The organism is Ochrobactrum sp. A-1, from assembly GCF_022488005.1.
GTDB lineage: Bacteria > Pseudomonadota > Alphaproteobacteria > Rhizobiales > Rhizobiaceae > Brucella.
Map to the genome: position 1 here is coordinate 330,001 of NZ_JAKVQC010000004.1, position 14,024 is coordinate 344,024.

Here is a 14,024-nt window from a genome sequence, read left to right on the forward strand (position 1 = left end):
TATGTGGATAGCCATCCCATGCGGTCCGCCACATCATTCGCAAGCGCACGCACCCGCGTGCCCATGTCCTCTATAATATCGGCGCGCGCCTCTGCAGCCATCATGGACAGGGCGATACCGGCAGCAGGATGGAACGGGCGATCGCAGATCGCAGCGCCGATACAGAACATGCCTTCTCGCAACTGGCCGTTATCCAGTGAATAGCCTCTTGCTTTCGCCTCAGTCATCTCCGCCTCCAGCACCTCGAGCGAAGGCGCACTCGCCGGTGTAATCAGGTCTGGCCATTCCGCTGGCAGGTGACGCGCCAATTCCTGTGGCGACATCGCCGCCAGCATGGCCTTACCGGTGGCCGTAAAGACGGCGGGAACCCGCATACCAATACGGAATGTGATTCCCAGCGGCGCTGTCGAGTTGCGGCAAGATAGATAGATGACATCCGGTCCTTCGAGATGCGAGAGCGTCAATGTATGGGCTCCAAGCCCATCCGCCTCCGCAACCGCCTCATGAAACGCATCGACAATGTCGCTGCCTGCCATGAATACATTGGCCCAGCGCACCGATTGCGACCCCATTGTGAAGCTTCCGTCGCTGTTGAGCTTTAAGAGCTTGAGATGCACCAGCGTCTGGCAAAGTCCGTGCACACTGCTTTTCGGCAAGCCGGTCCGGCGCGCAAGATCGGAAAGCTTGAGCCCGTCCACTGATCCCTTGCCGCTTTCCTGTGCGGATTTAGCAATCTGATCCAGAATTTGTGCCGCGCGCATAACCGCTGGCACCAGTTTCTGGGAACTCTCCTCGTCGCTCACCGTTTTCGTCATAGCTTTGCCATTCACCCGATAGACCGCCTGATTAACTGTTTGACTTTGGTTATCACGGACTGTTTAATTCAAAATACCGTAAGCTGTTCGATATACTGAACAAGCTTTCTCTGCAAGACTGGGATGGAACACCAATATGCTCGCTTTGAAAGACCCCTCGCTGCTCAAATCGCAATGCCTTGTTGACGGGCGCTGGATAGACGCTACGGATGGCACCAAGATCGACGTGACCAATCCGGCTGACGGTTCGGTCATCGGCACGGTTCCCTCCCTTTCTGTCGCGACCATCAAGGAAGCCATCGACGCCTCCGCAAAGGCTTTCCCGGCATGGGCCGCCAAGACTGCCAAGGAGCGCACGGCTACCTTACGCAAATGGTTCGATCTCATCGTTGCCAATGCTGATGATATTGCTCTTATCATGACGTCGGAACAGGGCAAACCGCTTGCCGAGGCACGCGGCGAAGTTCTCTATGCGGCATCGTTTATCGAATGGTTCGCTGAAGAAGCAAAGCGTGTTTATGGCGACACCATCCCTGCCCCGCAAGCCGGGCAGCGCCTGACTGTCATCCGCCAGCCTGTCGGCGTGACGGCAGCGATTACCCCATGGAACTTCCCAGCGGCGATGATTACTCGCAAAGCAGCACCTGCACTTGCCGCCGGCTGCACCATGATCGTGCGCCCTGCCGACCTCACGCCACTGACAGCCCTTGCGCTTGGTGTTCTCGCTGAAAAGGCTGGCATTCCGGCAGGCGTTCTGCAGATCGTCACCGGCAAGGCGCGTGAAATCGGCGCCGAGCTGACAAGCAATGAAACGGTGCGCAAACTCTCCTTCACCGGATCGACCGAAGTTGGCCGCCTGCTGATGGCGCAGTGCGCTCCGACCATCAAGCGCATTTCGCTGGAACTTGGCGGCAATGCGCCGTTCATCGTATTCGACGATGCCGATCTCGATGCCGCTGTCGACGGCGCCATGATTTCCAAATACCGCAATGCGGGGCAAACCTGTGTCTGCGCCAATCGCATCTATGTACAGCGTGGGATTTACGACAAGTTCGCCGAAAAACTCGCGGCCAAGGTCAAGGAACTGAAGGTCGGCAACGGTACGGAACCAGGTGTCGTCATCGGCCCGATGATCGAGCCGAAGGCCATCACCAAAGTCAAGGCACATATTGACGATGCCGTATCCAAGGGCGCGAAGCTCATCACCGGCGGCAAGGAACTGGGCGGCCTGTTCTTCGAACCCGGCGTGCTGACGGGCGTAACCCCCGACATGATCGTCGCCAGGGAAGAAACCTTCGGCCCATTGGCGCCGCTTTTTGCCTTTGATACGGAAGAAGAAGTCATCGCCATGGCCAATGACACGATCTTCGGTCTGGCTGCTTATTTCTATACGGAGAATTTCAGCCGTGCGATCCGTGTCAGCGAAGGACTGGAATACGGCATGGTCGGCCACAATACCGGGCTTATTTCCAACGAAGTCGCACCGTTTGGCGGCGTGAAGCAGTCGGGCCTCGGTCGTGAAGGCTCCAAATACGGCATCGAGGAATATCTCGAGACCAAATATATCTGCAGCGCCTACAAGCGTTAAAAACTGCTGTTTTTCATACCGTTCCCAAGCTGTCCGGTGCAAAGCAGTCTCAAAGAAGATGGCGCGCATTGTTCGCGCCATCTTTTTTATTTATAGACGGTGCAACCGGCTAGAGCGGTTCCGGTTAATACGGAATCATCGGAACCGCTCTAACTATTTGTTTTACCGCATTATCCTACGCAAAACCGCTTCGCACTTTTGCTGGAAATGCTCTAATATGGCTCTCGCCTAAGATAATCCGGAAAATATATGCTGCGCCGCCTTTACGACTGGACGATTTCGCTTGCCGCAAGAAAATCCGCCGAATGGTGGCTTGCCATCATCGCCTTTGTGGAAAGCTCGGTCTTTCTTGTCCCGGCCGATGTCCTGTTTCTGCCCATGGCGCTTGCACGCCCCGAACGCGCCTGGCGCTATGCCTTCATCGCGACGGTTTCGTCTGTCCTCGGCGGCATTGCGGGCTGGTATCTCGGCTATCACGCCTATGAACAGATCGCCAAACCGGTGCTCGAAATGTATGGCAAGCTGGACACGTTCGAGCAATTGCGCGGCACGACCAGCGCCGATGCAATACTATTGATGCTGATCACCTCCGGCCTCGCGCATCTGCCACCAATCAAGGTGGTGACAATCCTGTCAGGTGCGGCTGGCATCAATATCTGGCTCTTTATCGCGTCGGCTATCGTGGCGCGCGGTGCGCGCTTCTATTTTCTGGCCTGGCTGCTGCGCCGATATGGCGAACCGATCCGCGATTTCATCGAAAAGCGCCTGGGCCTGATCGCAAGTCTCGTGGCTGTGATCTTGATCGGGCTCTTCTTTGCTGTGAAATATCTTCATGCCTGAGCGGTTCGCCCAAACTCGGTCAAAATAAATTGCTTGGAGACAAGCCAATTTTTTCGCTTAGGTTTATCCATAGAGCCGTTTCAGGGAATCCCATATGTCGTTTGCACTCAATAATCCGGTCGGCAAAACACAGGCATGGACCGCAGGCATCATGACCATCGGCCTTGCCGCAACTGTCGGCACGGCACTGGGCTTCGAACATCTGGCTGGCTTCATGCCTTGCAAGCTCTGCCTCGAACAACGCACGCCTTATTATATAGGCGTTCCGGTTCTGGCTGCGGCATGGGTCTCCTACGGCCTGAAATGGCCTCCGATCCTGACACGCGGTCTTATCTTGATCGGTGCGCTCTTGATGACCTTCGGGCTGGCGCTTGCCATCTATCATACCGGCGTTGAACTGAAGTACTGGCCGGGGCCGATCGACTGCAGCGCCGCGACGATGAAGGTCACGCTGGATGCGGGCAATCTCCTGAGCGACCTCAATTCCACGCGTCCGCCCGCATGCGACAGCGCACCGGGCCACTTCCTCGGCTTGTCCTTTGCCGGATGGAACGTCGTCGCAAGCTTGCTCTTTGCAGCTATCGGCTACTACGGCGCTTTTGCGAAAAGTGGGAAATAAGAACGGAAAACTGTAGGGCTGATTCTTCTTTTATCGCATGTTGTTATCGCAAAACCGCTGCGCACTTTTGCGCAACATGCTTATGGCTCCAGTTCGACATCCCAATAGAGAAAATCGAGCCAGCTATCATGCAGATGGTTGGGTGGGAAAAGGCGACCGTTATTGTGCAGGTCCTGCACGGTCGGCATGGCCGGTTTCTGGCGCGGCCACATATGCGCGACGGCGGGCATCATGCCGCCCTTGCGAAGATTGCATGGTGAACAGGCGGCGACCACATTTTCCCACGTCGTCTCGCCGCCATGGCAACGCGGGGTAACGTGATCGAAGGTCAGGTCATGCGGCGAGCCGCAATACTGGCACTCAAAACGATCACGCAAAAAGACGTTGAAGCGCGTGAATGCGGGATAGCGCGGCGGCTTCACATAGTCCTTCAGGCAAATCACGCTCGGAACGCGCATGGAAAACGACGGCGATGAAACGATGTGATCGTATTCCGCCACGATGTTTACGCGTTCGAGAAACACCGCCTTGATCGCATCCTGCCAGGACCAGAGCGACAGGGGATAATAGCTGAGCGGGCGGTAATCAGCGTTCAGAACCAGCGCGGGCAAGCCACTGGTCGAGACGGTTCTGGGTGAGACGGCAACAGTCAAGGGCGCACCTCCTTCAGAGCAACTCCGAAAAAGGGCGAAATGGCTCTCCATGCGGAATTGCGCTTTCATCGAAGCGCCGCGCGTCCATTTGGGCGCAACAACGACGCTCCAACCTCATGAGGACGGGACTGCAATCAGCAGAAAATCAAGCGTCTGCGAATCGAAATTCCGTCATCAGCCGATGCAGATAATGTAAGCCCGACGTGACAGGATTGTGAAGCAGAAACGCATTTATGCGTCGGGAAACACGCAAGTTTTACAGCAGCATCTATAAAAGTGGGGCCGCTTCGCGTCCCTTGATCGCTGCATAATAAGCCCAGAACAATCGCGCCGCCACGCCGCGCCACGGCGCCCAGTCTTCCGCCAGCTTGCGAAGGGCAACTGCGTCGGGCCGGATCTCATGGGCGAAGGCGTGGCCAACAGCCGTCTGCAAGGCCACATCGCCAGCCGGAAACACATCTGGATGACCGGCGGCAAACAGAAGATAGACCTCCGCCGTCCACGGGCCGATGCCCTTGATCGCCGTCAGGGCTGCGATTGCTTCCTCGGCAGGCAGCTCGCAAAGCCCGTGCAGGTCGAGGCCACCTTCGGCAAGTGCTTGCGCAACTGCCAGAAGCGTTCTCTGCTTGGGACGCGAGAGACCGGCAAAACGCCAAGCCTCCTCTCCGCCCGCAATATAGGCTTCGGGCGTCAGTGGATCGATTGCCTGTTTCAGCCGCGCCCAGATTGCAGCGGCACTGGCGGTCGAAACCTGCTGCGCGACAATGATGGAAGCCAGACTTTCAAATCCGGGTTCGGACCTACGCAGCGGCACCGCATGGGAGCGGCTGCGAATATCGGCCAGCCGCATATCGGCGAGAACCAGAGCCTCCAGCCCCATCTCAATATCGCTCAATGTATCGATCCGCCGCATCGCACAGCCTTTCATTCTCTCGGTACACAACGTACCAATGGAATCAGATGACATTCAACTGACAACAAGCTACCATGACCGCACCCGTGTTCCGCTTTGCTCCCAGCCCCAATGGCCAGCTCCATCTCGGCCATGCCTATTCCGCGCTTTTGAACGCGGATATGGCCAAACAAAGCGGCGGCCGCTTCCTGCTGCGCATGGAAGATATCGACATGGCGCGCTGCACACCTGCACTGGAACAAGGCATCTACGACGATCTCCACTGGCTTGGCCTGACATGGGAAACCCCTGTGCGCCGCCAGTCGGAACATTTTGGCGAATATCGCAATGCCCTTACCAAACTTGCCGATAAGGGCCTCGTTTATCCGGCCTTCCTCAGCCGGGGTGAAGTTCGCGAGCGGATCGGCGAAGCTTTCGCCAAGGGCAAGGACTGGCCTTCCGACCCGGATGGAACACCGCTTTATCCGCAGGGCGAGCGCGATCTGACCGAAAAGGAACAAATGGAGCGTATCGCCTCGGGCATGTCCTATGCCTGGCGGCTCAATATGGACAAAGCACTGGAAGCCGCAGGCGAGCCGCTTTTCTGGAACGAAAGCGGCCAAGGCCCGGATGGCGAGGCCGGGCGCATCGCCGCCGACCCCGCCCGCTGGGGCGACGTGGTGATTGCACGCAAGGACACGCCGACCAGCTATCATCTTTCCGTGGTGGTGGACGATGCGTTGCAGGGCATTACCCATGTCGTGCGCGGGCATGATCTGTTTCACGCGACCTCCGTACACCGGCTGCTGCAGAGGCTTCTCGGCCTGCCCGAGCCGCTTTATCATCACCATGATCTGGTACTCGGCGATGACGGTCTGAAACTGTCGAAGAGCCGACAGGATACGGCACTTGCATCATTGCGTGAGCAGGGCTTTACGCTCCATGATATTCGAGCCAAACTGTCATTATAAAAGCTATTTTCGCCGCAGCGTCACAGATGATGTGCCCTCGCCCCGATTGACGAAAGCGCACCAAAGCGGTTCAAAGGCAGCATGACAGCTGGCACTGAAGAGTGCCGGCGGTGGATTTGTTTATTTTGAAGGAGGCATAGCCATGGTTTTTCAGAAAGCCGGTAATTACGTTGAGATTGAAGGCTTGCGCGTTGCCCCTGAACTGGTGGAGTTCCTGGCCACGGAGGCCGCGCCCGGCACCGGTGTGGAACCGGAAAAGTTCTGGAAGGGCTTTGCCGCCATCATCCGCGATCTCGCACCAAAGAATCGCGCCCTCCTCGCCAAGCGCGACGACCTTCAGGCCAAGATCGACGCCTGGTACAAGCAAAATCGCGATAAGGGCTATACGCAGGCCGATTACCAGCAGTTCCTGAAGGACATTGGCTATCTCCTGCCGGAAGGTGGAGAATTTTCGGTTTCGACCACCAATGTCGATCCGGAAATCACCCACATCGCAGGCCCACAGCTTGTCGTTCCGGTCATGAACGCGCGCTATGCGCTGAACGCTGCCAATGCGCGCTGGGGTTCGCTCTATGATGCGCTCTACGGCACCGATGCTATTTCTGATGCCGACGGCGCGGAAAAGGGCAAGGGCTACAATCCAAAGCGCGGCGAAAAGGTCATCGCCTGGGCGAAAAACTTCCTCGATGAAAGCGCGCCGCTTGCCACCGGCAACTGGGCCAATGTCGCCGGTCTCGCCGTCAAGAACGGCAAGCTTGAAATCAAGCTCACCGACGGTTCGGCAACGACGCTGAAGGATGAAAGCCAGTTCAAGGGCTACAATGGCGATGCCGCCGCCCCGACCAATGTGCTGCTGGCCAAGAACAACATGCATGTCGACATCGTCGTCAATGCGGACCATCCGATCGGCAAGACCGATCCGGCCCATATTGCCGATGTTGTTCTGGAATCCGCCGTCAGCACGATCCAGGATTGCGAAGATTCGATTGCTGCCGTCGATGCGGAAGACAAGGTTGCTGTCTATCGCAACTGGCTTGGCTTGATGAACGGCAAGCTGGAAGACACGTTCGAGAAGAACGGCAAGCAGACGACCCGCCGCCTCAACGGCGACCGCGCCTACAAGGCTGCCGACGGTTCCGATCTGACGCTCAAGGGCCGTTCCCTGATGCTGGTTCGCAACGTCGGCCACCTGATGACCAACCCGGCGATCATCGATGCCGAAGGCCATGAAGTGCCGGAAGGCATCATGGATGCAGCCTTCACCAGCCTGATTGCGCTGCACGATATCGGCCCGAATGGCCGTCACATGAATTCGCGCGAAGGCTCGGTCTATATCGTCAAGCCGAAGATGCACGGGCCGGAAGAAGTGGCATTTGCCAATGAAATCTTCACCCGCACCGAAGAACTGCTTGGCATGAAGCCGAACACGCTCAAAATCGGCATCATGGACGAGGAGCGCCGCACCACGGTTAACCTCAAGGAAGCGATCCGCGCGGCCAAGGAACGCGTCGTCTTCATCAATACCGGCTTCCTCGACCGCACCGGCGACGAAATCCATACCTCGATGGAAGCTGGCCCGATGATCCGCAAGGGTGACATGAAGCAGGCCGCATGGATCGGTGCTTATGAACAGTGGAATGTCGATATCGGTCTTGAATGCGGCCTTTCCGGCCATGCGCAGATCGGCAAGGGCATGTGGGCAATGCCGGACCTGATGGCAGCGATGCTGGAACAGAAGATCGCCCATCCGAAGGCCGGTGCGAACACCGCATGGGTGCCGTCGCCGACTGCTGCCACCCTGCACGCGACCCACTATCATCAGGTGGACGTTGCAGCCGTTCAGGAAAAGCTGAAGAGCCGTCCGCGCGCCAAGCTCGACGACATCCTGTCAGTGCCGGTCGCAACCCGTCCGAACTGGACGCCGGAAGACATCCAGCACGAAATCGACAACAACGCGCAAGGCATTCTCGGCTATGTCGTGCGCTGGGTCGATCAGGGCGTTGGCTGCTCGAAGGTTCCGGACATCAACAATGTCGGCCTGATGGAAGACCGCGCAACGCTGCGCATCTCCGCACAGCACATCGCCAACTGGCTCTATCACGGCGTCGTTTCGCAAGCACAGGTCATGGAAACCATGAAGCGCATGGCAGCCGTCGTCGACAAGCAGAACGAAGGCGATGCCCTCTATCGCCCGATGGCCGCTGACTTCGACAAGTCGATTGCCTTCCAGGCCGCCTGCGATCTGGTCTTCAAGGGCCGCGAACAGCCGAACGGCTACACCGAGCCGGTCCTGCATCGCCGTCGCCTCGAGTTGAAGGCCCAGGGTTGATTCTTTTCACTTGCAAGTAATAGAAAACGGCGGGAGAAATCCCGCCGTTTTCTTGTTCAATAAGGCTCTGAAATGACCCTTCTAATCCGCCACGCGACGGAAGCCGACCTCCCTGCCCTGCTCACCATCTATAATGATGCGGTAGAGAACACGCTCGCCATCTGGAATGAAACGCTTGTCGATCTGGAAAACCGTCGCGACTGGCTTAAGGCCCGCAATCGTGACGGCTTTCCGGTGCTGGTTGCCGAACGTGAAGGTCAGGTCGTTGGCTATGCGAGCTATGGCCCGTTCCGTCCGTTCGAGGGTTTCCGCCATTCATCCGAACTTTCGATCTATGTGGCAAGCGACGCACGCGGCGGCGGTATCGGACGTGCCCTCCTGACCGAGCTTGTGGACGAAGCGCGCGAGCGCAAGGTGCATGTGCTGATTGCCGGTATCGAAGCGGGCAATGCCGCATCCATCGCGCTGCATAAATCGCAGGGCTTTGAGGATTGCGGCACGCTGAAACAGGTTGGCCAGAAGTTCGGGCGCTGGCTCGATCTGACCTTCATGCAGAAGATACTCTGATTGAAAAAGAGCCGCTTTCGCGGCCCTTTTTATCAGTTCGGCTGTGGAACCGCATTCCCGGTCGAAAGCTCAGTCAGGCCGATCTCGCCTTCGACCTGATCGCTGCGGGCCATCAGGTAAAGACCAAGGCCACAGGTCAGAACGGCGATGAACACCAGATACCAGGCATGGGCCATCGGGTTGACGGCCAGAAACGACGTCACGATCACTGGCGTCAGACCACCAAAGACCGCATAGGAAACATTGTAGGAAAACGACAGGCCCGAGAAGCGTACCGGAGCCGGGAATGCGCGCACCATCACATAAGGCACCGCGCCAACCATACCGACCGAGAGCCCCATCACAGCATAAAGCGCGAACAGAACCGGCAGCGAAACCGCCGCATAGGTGTAGAAGACAAAGGTTGCGACGCCGAAGAAAATGCCCGCAACGGCGAAGAAGCGCCCGCTGCCGATGCGGTCCACGATAGCACCCGCCGTCACCGTTCCGAACATCAGGAACAGCGTGCCGAAGCTTGTGGCAGCAAGCGACTGCAAAGGCGTATAGCCATAGAGCTTCTGCAGGAAGGTTGCCGTCATCAGCGTGGTGACAACAATGCCTGCCGACAAGATCCAGGTCAGCAGCACGGAAATGACAACCCCATGCATGTGGTTGCGCAGAACGGTGCCAAGCGGCAGCTTGTCCTTCAACAGATGGCTGCTCTTCATCTCGGTGAAGATCGGCGTTTCCGCCAGCCAGCGGCGCAGATAAACAGCAAGCAGGCCGAAGATACCGCCGATGAAGAACGGAATACGCCATGCATAGGCGGACAGTTCTTCCGGCGTGAAAATCCAGTTGATGGCAGTGGCGATCAGCGAACCGATCATGATGCCAAGCGTCAGGCCCGAGCAGAGAAAACCACATGCCATGCCAACACGATTGGCAGGGACATGCTCGGCCACAAAGGTCCATGCGCCCGGCACTTCACCACCAATGGCGGCACCCTGCAACATGCGGAACACAATCAGCAGGATCGGCGCGCCGACGCCCAGCGTCGCATAGGTCGGCAGGCAGGCCATGGCCAGCGTTGAAATCGACATCAGAAACACCGAGAAGGCGAAGACGCGCTTGCGGCCGAATTTGTCGCCGAAATGCGCCAGCACGATGCCGCCCACAGGTCGCACCAGATAGCCGGCTGCGAAAATGCCGAAGGTCTGGATCAGCACCAGCCAGTCCGGCATGTCGGGTGGAAAGAACAAATGGCCGATCACACTGGCAAAAAACACGAAGATGATGAAATCATAGAACTCCAGCGCGCCGCCAAGGGCCGAAAGGCCGAGCGTGCGGAAATCCTGCCGGTTAAGCGGGCGCGGACTATTGCTTGCGTGGAGAATCGTCGATGCCATCGATTCGCTCTCTTCTGATCGGGTCGCTGATATGATGCCCTTATTTCAGGGCCGCGTTTTAATGCGCCAATTGTGCCTGCACTGCAAGACTTGACTTCCGGATGTCAAATCTTATTTTAGAATTATTCTAAACTTTGGATTCCCCAGATGCTAAGCCGATTCTTTCGCAACGACCGACGCCCTTTCGATTCGCTTTCCGAACAGGAAATTCTGGCGCTTGCCATATCCTCCGAAGAGGACGATGCCCGTATCTATCTCGCTTATGCCGATGGGCTGCGTGACGAGTTTCCGCAATCGGCGAAAATCTTCGAACAGATGGCAGCGGAAGAACATGGTCACCGCGATGCGCTAATCGAACGCCACAAAGCCCGCTTTGGCGACCGGATTCCGCTGATCCGCCGCGAACATGTCAGCGGCTATTACGATCGCAAGCCGGACTGGCTGGTGCGTCCGCTTGGCATCGACAAGGTGCGCGAAGCCGCATCGGAAATGGAGGAACAGGCCTATCGATTCTATATCGAGGCCGCCAAGCGCGTCAGCGATGCGGACACCCGCAAGCTGCTGGGCGACCTTGCCCAGCAGGAAAAGCAGCATGAAGCCAAGGCGGAGTCGCTGGAACTGGCGCTGACACCGGATGATGTACAGGATGAGGAGCGCGCCGCAGAGCGCAAGCAGTTCATCCTCACCTATGTCCAGCCGGGGCTTGCTGGCCTGATGGACGGCTCTGTCTCAACGCTCGCCCCGATCTTCGCCGCGGCCTTCGCGACACAGGACACGTGGCAGACTTTTCTGGTCGGCCTGTCCGCCTCCGTCGGCGCCGGCATCTCGATGGGCTTCACCGAAGCAATCCACGACGACGGCAAGCTGTCGGGTCGCGGCTCGCCGATCAAGCGCGGCCTGTCCTGCGGTATCATGACGACGCTGGGCGGCCTCGGCCATACCCTGCCCTACCTGATCAAGGATTTCTGGACCGCCACAAGCATCGCAGCAATTCTGGTCTTCTTCGAACTCTGGGCCATCGCCTTCATCCAGAACCGCTACATGGAAACGCCGTTCCTCCGCTCTGTGCTTCAAGTGGTCCTGGGCGGCAGCCTCGTGCTGGCGGCAGGCATATTGATCGGGAACGCCTAAACCGTCACGGCATCCTGCGGTCGGGAAATCGGTTCCTCGAAAGTCTCGATCGCAATGCGGCCTTGCCGGGAGACAGTGACAAAACTGTTTGCCGGCACCGCCATCCAGTTGGCGGCCTCGCCGTCCAGCGGCTCTGACACCACGCATATGCCGGACGATCCGCCCAGTGTCGCCGTATAAAGCGTCGGCGCGAAAGCGTCGGTCGCATAGCGGATGGCGTAAAGCTGGTTTCCATCGGAGAAGGCTGCAGTCAGCCGCAGAAATGGCGGCACGCCGCCGCGCACCGATTCCTCGACAACCGTTGCCACCATACGCTTCATGGCAAGCACAGGGTCACTGTCGAGACCGAATTCCAGCATCAGAAGAAAGATCAGTTCCGAATCGGTTGCGCCATGTTTCTGGCCATAGACATCATCGCTCAAATGGCTTTCCAGCCTGCGACGCAGCCGGTCGAAGTGACCGATCTGGCCGTTATGCATGAAGCTCCAGCGTCCAGAAACGAAGGGATGGCAGTTGGACCGGCTGGTCAGCCCTCCGGTCGAAGCCCGCACATGCGCAAGGAAAAGACGCGATTGAATTTGTCGCGCCAGACTACGGAGGTTCTGGTCGGACCATGCGGGCAGAATATCCCGATAAAGCCCCGGCTCATCACGATGGCCGTACCAGGCAACGCCGAATCCGTCGCCATTGGTACGCGTTTTGGCTTCATGCGCATCGTGGCTTTGCGCCACGAGCGAATGGCAGGGAGACGATATAATGTCTTCCAGATAGGTTTCAGGTCCGAGATAGGCGGCCCAACGACACATTTGCGATCCGGTGTTTACCGGCCCCGGTTATGCGTCCGCTCATAAAGCTGGCGAACGATTGTGCTCGCCGTCTTCTCGAACAAAAATGGCAAAATTGCATGGATCAGTGCTGCAAACGCCGCACAAAAAAGCTTGAACGAAAAACGTCCGGCAAAGGCCATATGTTCAAAATAGGTCTCGTCAACCGATTGAGGGTGCTCGGTGAAGAGGCGCGTGATGCGAGTGGTCATTGGAAATACTCCCGTCAATGAGTAAGTTGTTCCCGTTATACAGCGCATATCGCGCCTTTCTGGAAAATCATTCTAGCAAATGCATCTGAGATGAAATCTCAAAATATCCTTGATAATCACTATTTATTGGGACAATCATCCCATCATGAAACCGGTTCTCGACGAAATCGATCGAAAAATCTTGGATGAGCTGCAAATCGACGGAACCCTGTCCGTTGATTCTCTCTCCGAGCGGGTACACTTATCGCGCAATGCCTGCTGGCGGCGGGTCAAGCGCATGGAGGATGAGGGGATCATCAAGGCGCGCGTGGCCCTGGTCGATGCCGAGATGGCCGGTTGCGGCCTGTCCGTCTTCATTCTCGTTCGCACATCGAGCCACGACCCCGATTGGCTGGGCAAGTTTCGCGGTGCCATGGGGCGTTTTCCGGAAATCGTCGGGGTTTATCGCATGACCGGCGATCTGGACTATGTGCTGAAGGCGCGCGTTTCCGACGTCAAAGCCTATGACCGGCTTTATCAGCGGCTGATCGCCAGCGTTCCGCTGTCAGATGTTTCGGCTTCATTCGTCATGGAAGAGATCAAGGAAACGACTGCGGTTCCGCTGAAGGAATGACCGTGCAATCCTCCGCCAGACGTCTTAGTGCCGGGCCATTTCGCGACAGAGCGTGGCGCAACGCTCGCAAACCTCAACGCATTTTTCCATGCCACCAACCTCCCGACAGGATTGCGCACAAGCTTCACAAATCTTCGCGCAGGCACCGCAAGTTTCACGATGAAGGGGCGTGTCCAGTAACATGATGTGAGCCGCCGTCCGGCAAGTTTCCACGCAAGTCAGCATGATGCGAAAATGTTTCGGCTCGACATGCGCGCCACCTTCTTCCAGGCAGTGGCTGGAGGCCGTGTCGAGACAAACCCGATAGCAATCCAGGCAGGCATCGATACATTTATTCATTTCAGGGCTTGGCATTTTCAAATCCTCATTCTTGAAACACGAAAGTCCAACAGGTGAATGATTGATTTGTTCCATAAGGGCACTGGACCGGTTTTCATGCCAGACAGACTAATTGCCGGTGCAAATTGCATGACCCTGTGCCGTACTATCATTGCAAAACAGCAAATAGGCGGTACACCTTTCATTGGTTTTCACGTATGAGCGTCGCCAATTTAAAGCGCATCCTGAAAAGTGTGAAACGGCTTT

At 57.3% G+C, this 14,024-nt stretch carries 14 protein-coding genes (1 of these 14 running past the window's edge); 8 read left to right on the plus strand and 6 right to left on the minus strand.

Going from position 1 to position 14,024, the window contains the following annotated elements; translation table 11 throughout:
* Nucleotides 1–815 carry the 5' portion of an IclR family transcriptional regulator gene (locus MKS82_RS11135; RefSeq protein WP_109989183.1) on the minus strand. The gene continues 1 nt to the left of window position 1, outside the view, so the window shows 815 of its 816 coding nt (coding positions 1–815); the start codon lies at nt 813–815; the stop codon is cut by the window's left edge — 2 of its three bases fall inside, at nt 1–2.
* A 136-nt stretch (nt 816–951) separates the two neighbouring features.
* On the opposite strand from MKS82_RS11135, the gene MKS82_RS11140 reads away from it, so the two are divergent.
* From MKS82_RS11140 to MKS82_RS11150, 3 genes are all read left to right on the plus strand, one after another.
* Nucleotides 952–2,403 carry an NAD-dependent succinate-semialdehyde dehydrogenase gene (locus tag MKS82_RS11140; RefSeq protein WP_109989182.1) on the plus strand — a complete coding sequence of 484 codons (1,452 nt, stop codon included), beginning with the start codon at nt 952–954 and terminating at the stop codon, nt 2,401–2,403.
* A 249-nt stretch (nt 2,404–2,652) separates the two neighbouring features.
* A complete protein-coding gene (locus MKS82_RS11145) occupies nt 2,653–3,243 on the plus strand; it encodes a YqaA family protein (protein ID WP_109989181.1) in 591 nt (196 codons plus the stop codon).
* A 94-nt stretch (nt 3,244–3,337) separates the two neighbouring features.
* On the plus strand, nt 3,338–3,862 hold the full coding sequence (locus MKS82_RS11150; RefSeq protein WP_109989180.1) for a disulfide bond formation protein B: 525 nt from the start codon (nt 3,338–3,340) through the stop codon (nt 3,860–3,862).
* 80 nt (nt 3,863–3,942) lie between these two features.
* Here MKS82_RS11150 and MKS82_RS11155 read toward each other — a convergent pair whose 3' ends face one another.
* Nucleotides 3,943–4,515, minus strand: coding sequence for an HNH endonuclease (locus MKS82_RS11155; protein ID WP_010661320.1), 573 nt, complete (start codon nt 4,513–4,515; stop codon nt 3,943–3,945).
* A 268-nt stretch (nt 4,516–4,783) separates the two neighbouring features.
* On the minus strand, nt 4,784–5,428 hold the full coding sequence (locus tag MKS82_RS11160) for a DNA-3-methyladenine glycosylase family protein (protein WP_109989179.1): 645 nt from the start codon (nt 5,426–5,428) through the stop codon (nt 4,784–4,786).
* A 74-nt stretch (nt 5,429–5,502) separates the two neighbouring features.
* Between MKS82_RS11160 and gluQRS the strand changes: the two genes are divergently transcribed.
* The 3 genes from gluQRS to MKS82_RS11175 all read left to right on the plus strand — a co-directional run bounded on the left by gluQRS (nt 5,503) and on the right by MKS82_RS11175 (nt 9,274).
* On the plus strand, nt 5,503–6,378 hold the full coding sequence (gluQRS, locus tag MKS82_RS11165) for a tRNA glutamyl-Q(34) synthetase GluQRS (RefSeq protein WP_109989178.1): 876 nt from the start codon (nt 5,503–5,505) through the stop codon (nt 6,376–6,378).
* A gap of 142 nt (nt 6,379–6,520) precedes the next feature.
* A complete protein-coding gene (locus MKS82_RS11170) occupies nt 6,521–8,707 on the plus strand; it encodes a malate synthase G (protein WP_109989177.1) in 2,187 nt (728 codons plus the stop codon).
* 72 nt (nt 8,708–8,779) lie between these two features.
* Nucleotides 8,780–9,274: a GNAT family N-acetyltransferase gene (locus tag MKS82_RS11175; protein WP_109989176.1), complete on the plus strand. Its 495-nt coding sequence runs from the start codon at nt 8,780–8,782 to the stop codon at nt 9,272–9,274.
* 32 nt (nt 9,275–9,306) lie between these two features.
* Here MKS82_RS11175 and MKS82_RS11180 read toward each other — a convergent pair whose 3' ends face one another.
* A complete protein-coding gene (locus MKS82_RS11180) occupies nt 9,307–10,659 on the minus strand; it encodes an MFS transporter (RefSeq protein ID WP_240578865.1) in 1,353 nt (450 codons plus the stop codon).
* 147 nt (nt 10,660–10,806) lie between these two features.
* Here MKS82_RS11180 and mbfA point away from each other — a divergent pair, with 147 nt between their 5' ends.
* Nucleotides 10,807–11,790, plus strand: a complete 984-nt coding sequence (gene mbfA / locus MKS82_RS11185) for an iron exporter MbfA (RefSeq protein ID WP_109989174.1) — start codon at nt 10,807–10,809, stop codon at nt 11,788–11,790.
* On the opposite strand, the gene MKS82_RS11190 is transcribed toward mbfA, so the two are convergent.
* The gene (locus MKS82_RS11190) at nt 11,787–12,596 is read right to left on the minus strand and encodes a class II glutamine amidotransferase (RefSeq protein ID WP_061348069.1); all 810 of its coding nucleotides are present in this window, start codon (nt 12,594–12,596) and stop codon (nt 11,787–11,789) included. The genes mbfA and MKS82_RS11190 overlap by 4 nt on opposite strands.
* Nucleotides 12,597–12,610: 14 nt before the next feature.
* A complete protein-coding gene (locus MKS82_RS11195) occupies nt 12,611–12,826 on the minus strand; it encodes a DUF6356 family protein (RefSeq protein WP_006473246.1) in 216 nt (71 codons plus the stop codon).
* 145 nt (nt 12,827–12,971) lie between these two features.
* On the opposite strand from MKS82_RS11195, the gene MKS82_RS11200 reads away from it, so the two are divergent.
* Nucleotides 12,972–13,439, plus strand: a complete 468-nt coding sequence (locus MKS82_RS11200) for an Lrp/AsnC family transcriptional regulator (protein ID WP_109989173.1) — start codon at nt 12,972–12,974, stop codon at nt 13,437–13,439.
* The last annotated feature ends 585 nt before the right edge of the window (nt 13,440–14,024 follow it).

What these genes read in the sequence shown, in the direction of transcription:
- MKS82_RS11140 (WP_109989182.1), top strand. Translation starts at nt 952, where the DNA reads ATGCTCGCTTTGAAAGACCCCTCGCTGCTCAAATCGCAATGCCTTGTT.
- MKS82_RS11145 (WP_109989181.1), top strand. Translation starts at nt 2,653, where the DNA reads ATGCTGCGCCGCCTTTACGACTGGACGATTTCGCTTGCCGCAAGAAAA.
- MKS82_RS11150 (WP_109989180.1), top strand. Translation starts at nt 3,338, where the DNA reads ATGTCGTTTGCACTCAATAATCCGGTCGGCAAAACACAGGCATGGACC.
- MKS82_RS11160 (WP_109989179.1), bottom strand. Translation starts at nt 5,428, where the DNA reads ATGCGGCGGATCGATACATTGAGCGATATTGAGATGGGGCTGGAGGCT.
- gluQRS (WP_109989178.1), top strand. Translation starts at nt 5,503, where the DNA reads ATGACCGCACCCGTGTTCCGCTTTGCTCCCAGCCCCAATGGCCAGCTC.
- MKS82_RS11170 (WP_109989177.1), top strand. Translation starts at nt 6,521, where the DNA reads ATGGTTTTTCAGAAAGCCGGTAATTACGTTGAGATTGAAGGCTTGCGC.
- MKS82_RS11175 (WP_109989176.1), top strand. Translation starts at nt 8,780, where the DNA reads ATGACCCTTCTAATCCGCCACGCGACGGAAGCCGACCTCCCTGCCCTG.
- MKS82_RS11180 (WP_240578865.1), bottom strand. Translation starts at nt 10,659, where the DNA reads ATGGCATCGACGATTCTCCACGCAAGCAATAGTCCGCGCCCGCTTAAC.
- mbfA (WP_109989174.1), top strand. Translation starts at nt 10,807, where the DNA reads ATGCTAAGCCGATTCTTTCGCAACGACCGACGCCCTTTCGATTCGCTT.
- MKS82_RS11190 (WP_061348069.1), bottom strand. Translation starts at nt 12,596, where the DNA reads ATGTGTCGTTGGGCCGCCTATCTCGGACCTGAAACCTATCTGGAAGAC.
- MKS82_RS11195 (WP_006473246.1), bottom strand. Translation starts at nt 12,826, where the DNA reads ATGACCACTCGCATCACGCGCCTCTTCACCGAGCACCCTCAATCGGTT.
- MKS82_RS11200 (WP_109989173.1), top strand. Translation starts at nt 12,972, where the DNA reads ATGAAACCGGTTCTCGACGAAATCGATCGAAAAATCTTGGATGAGCTG.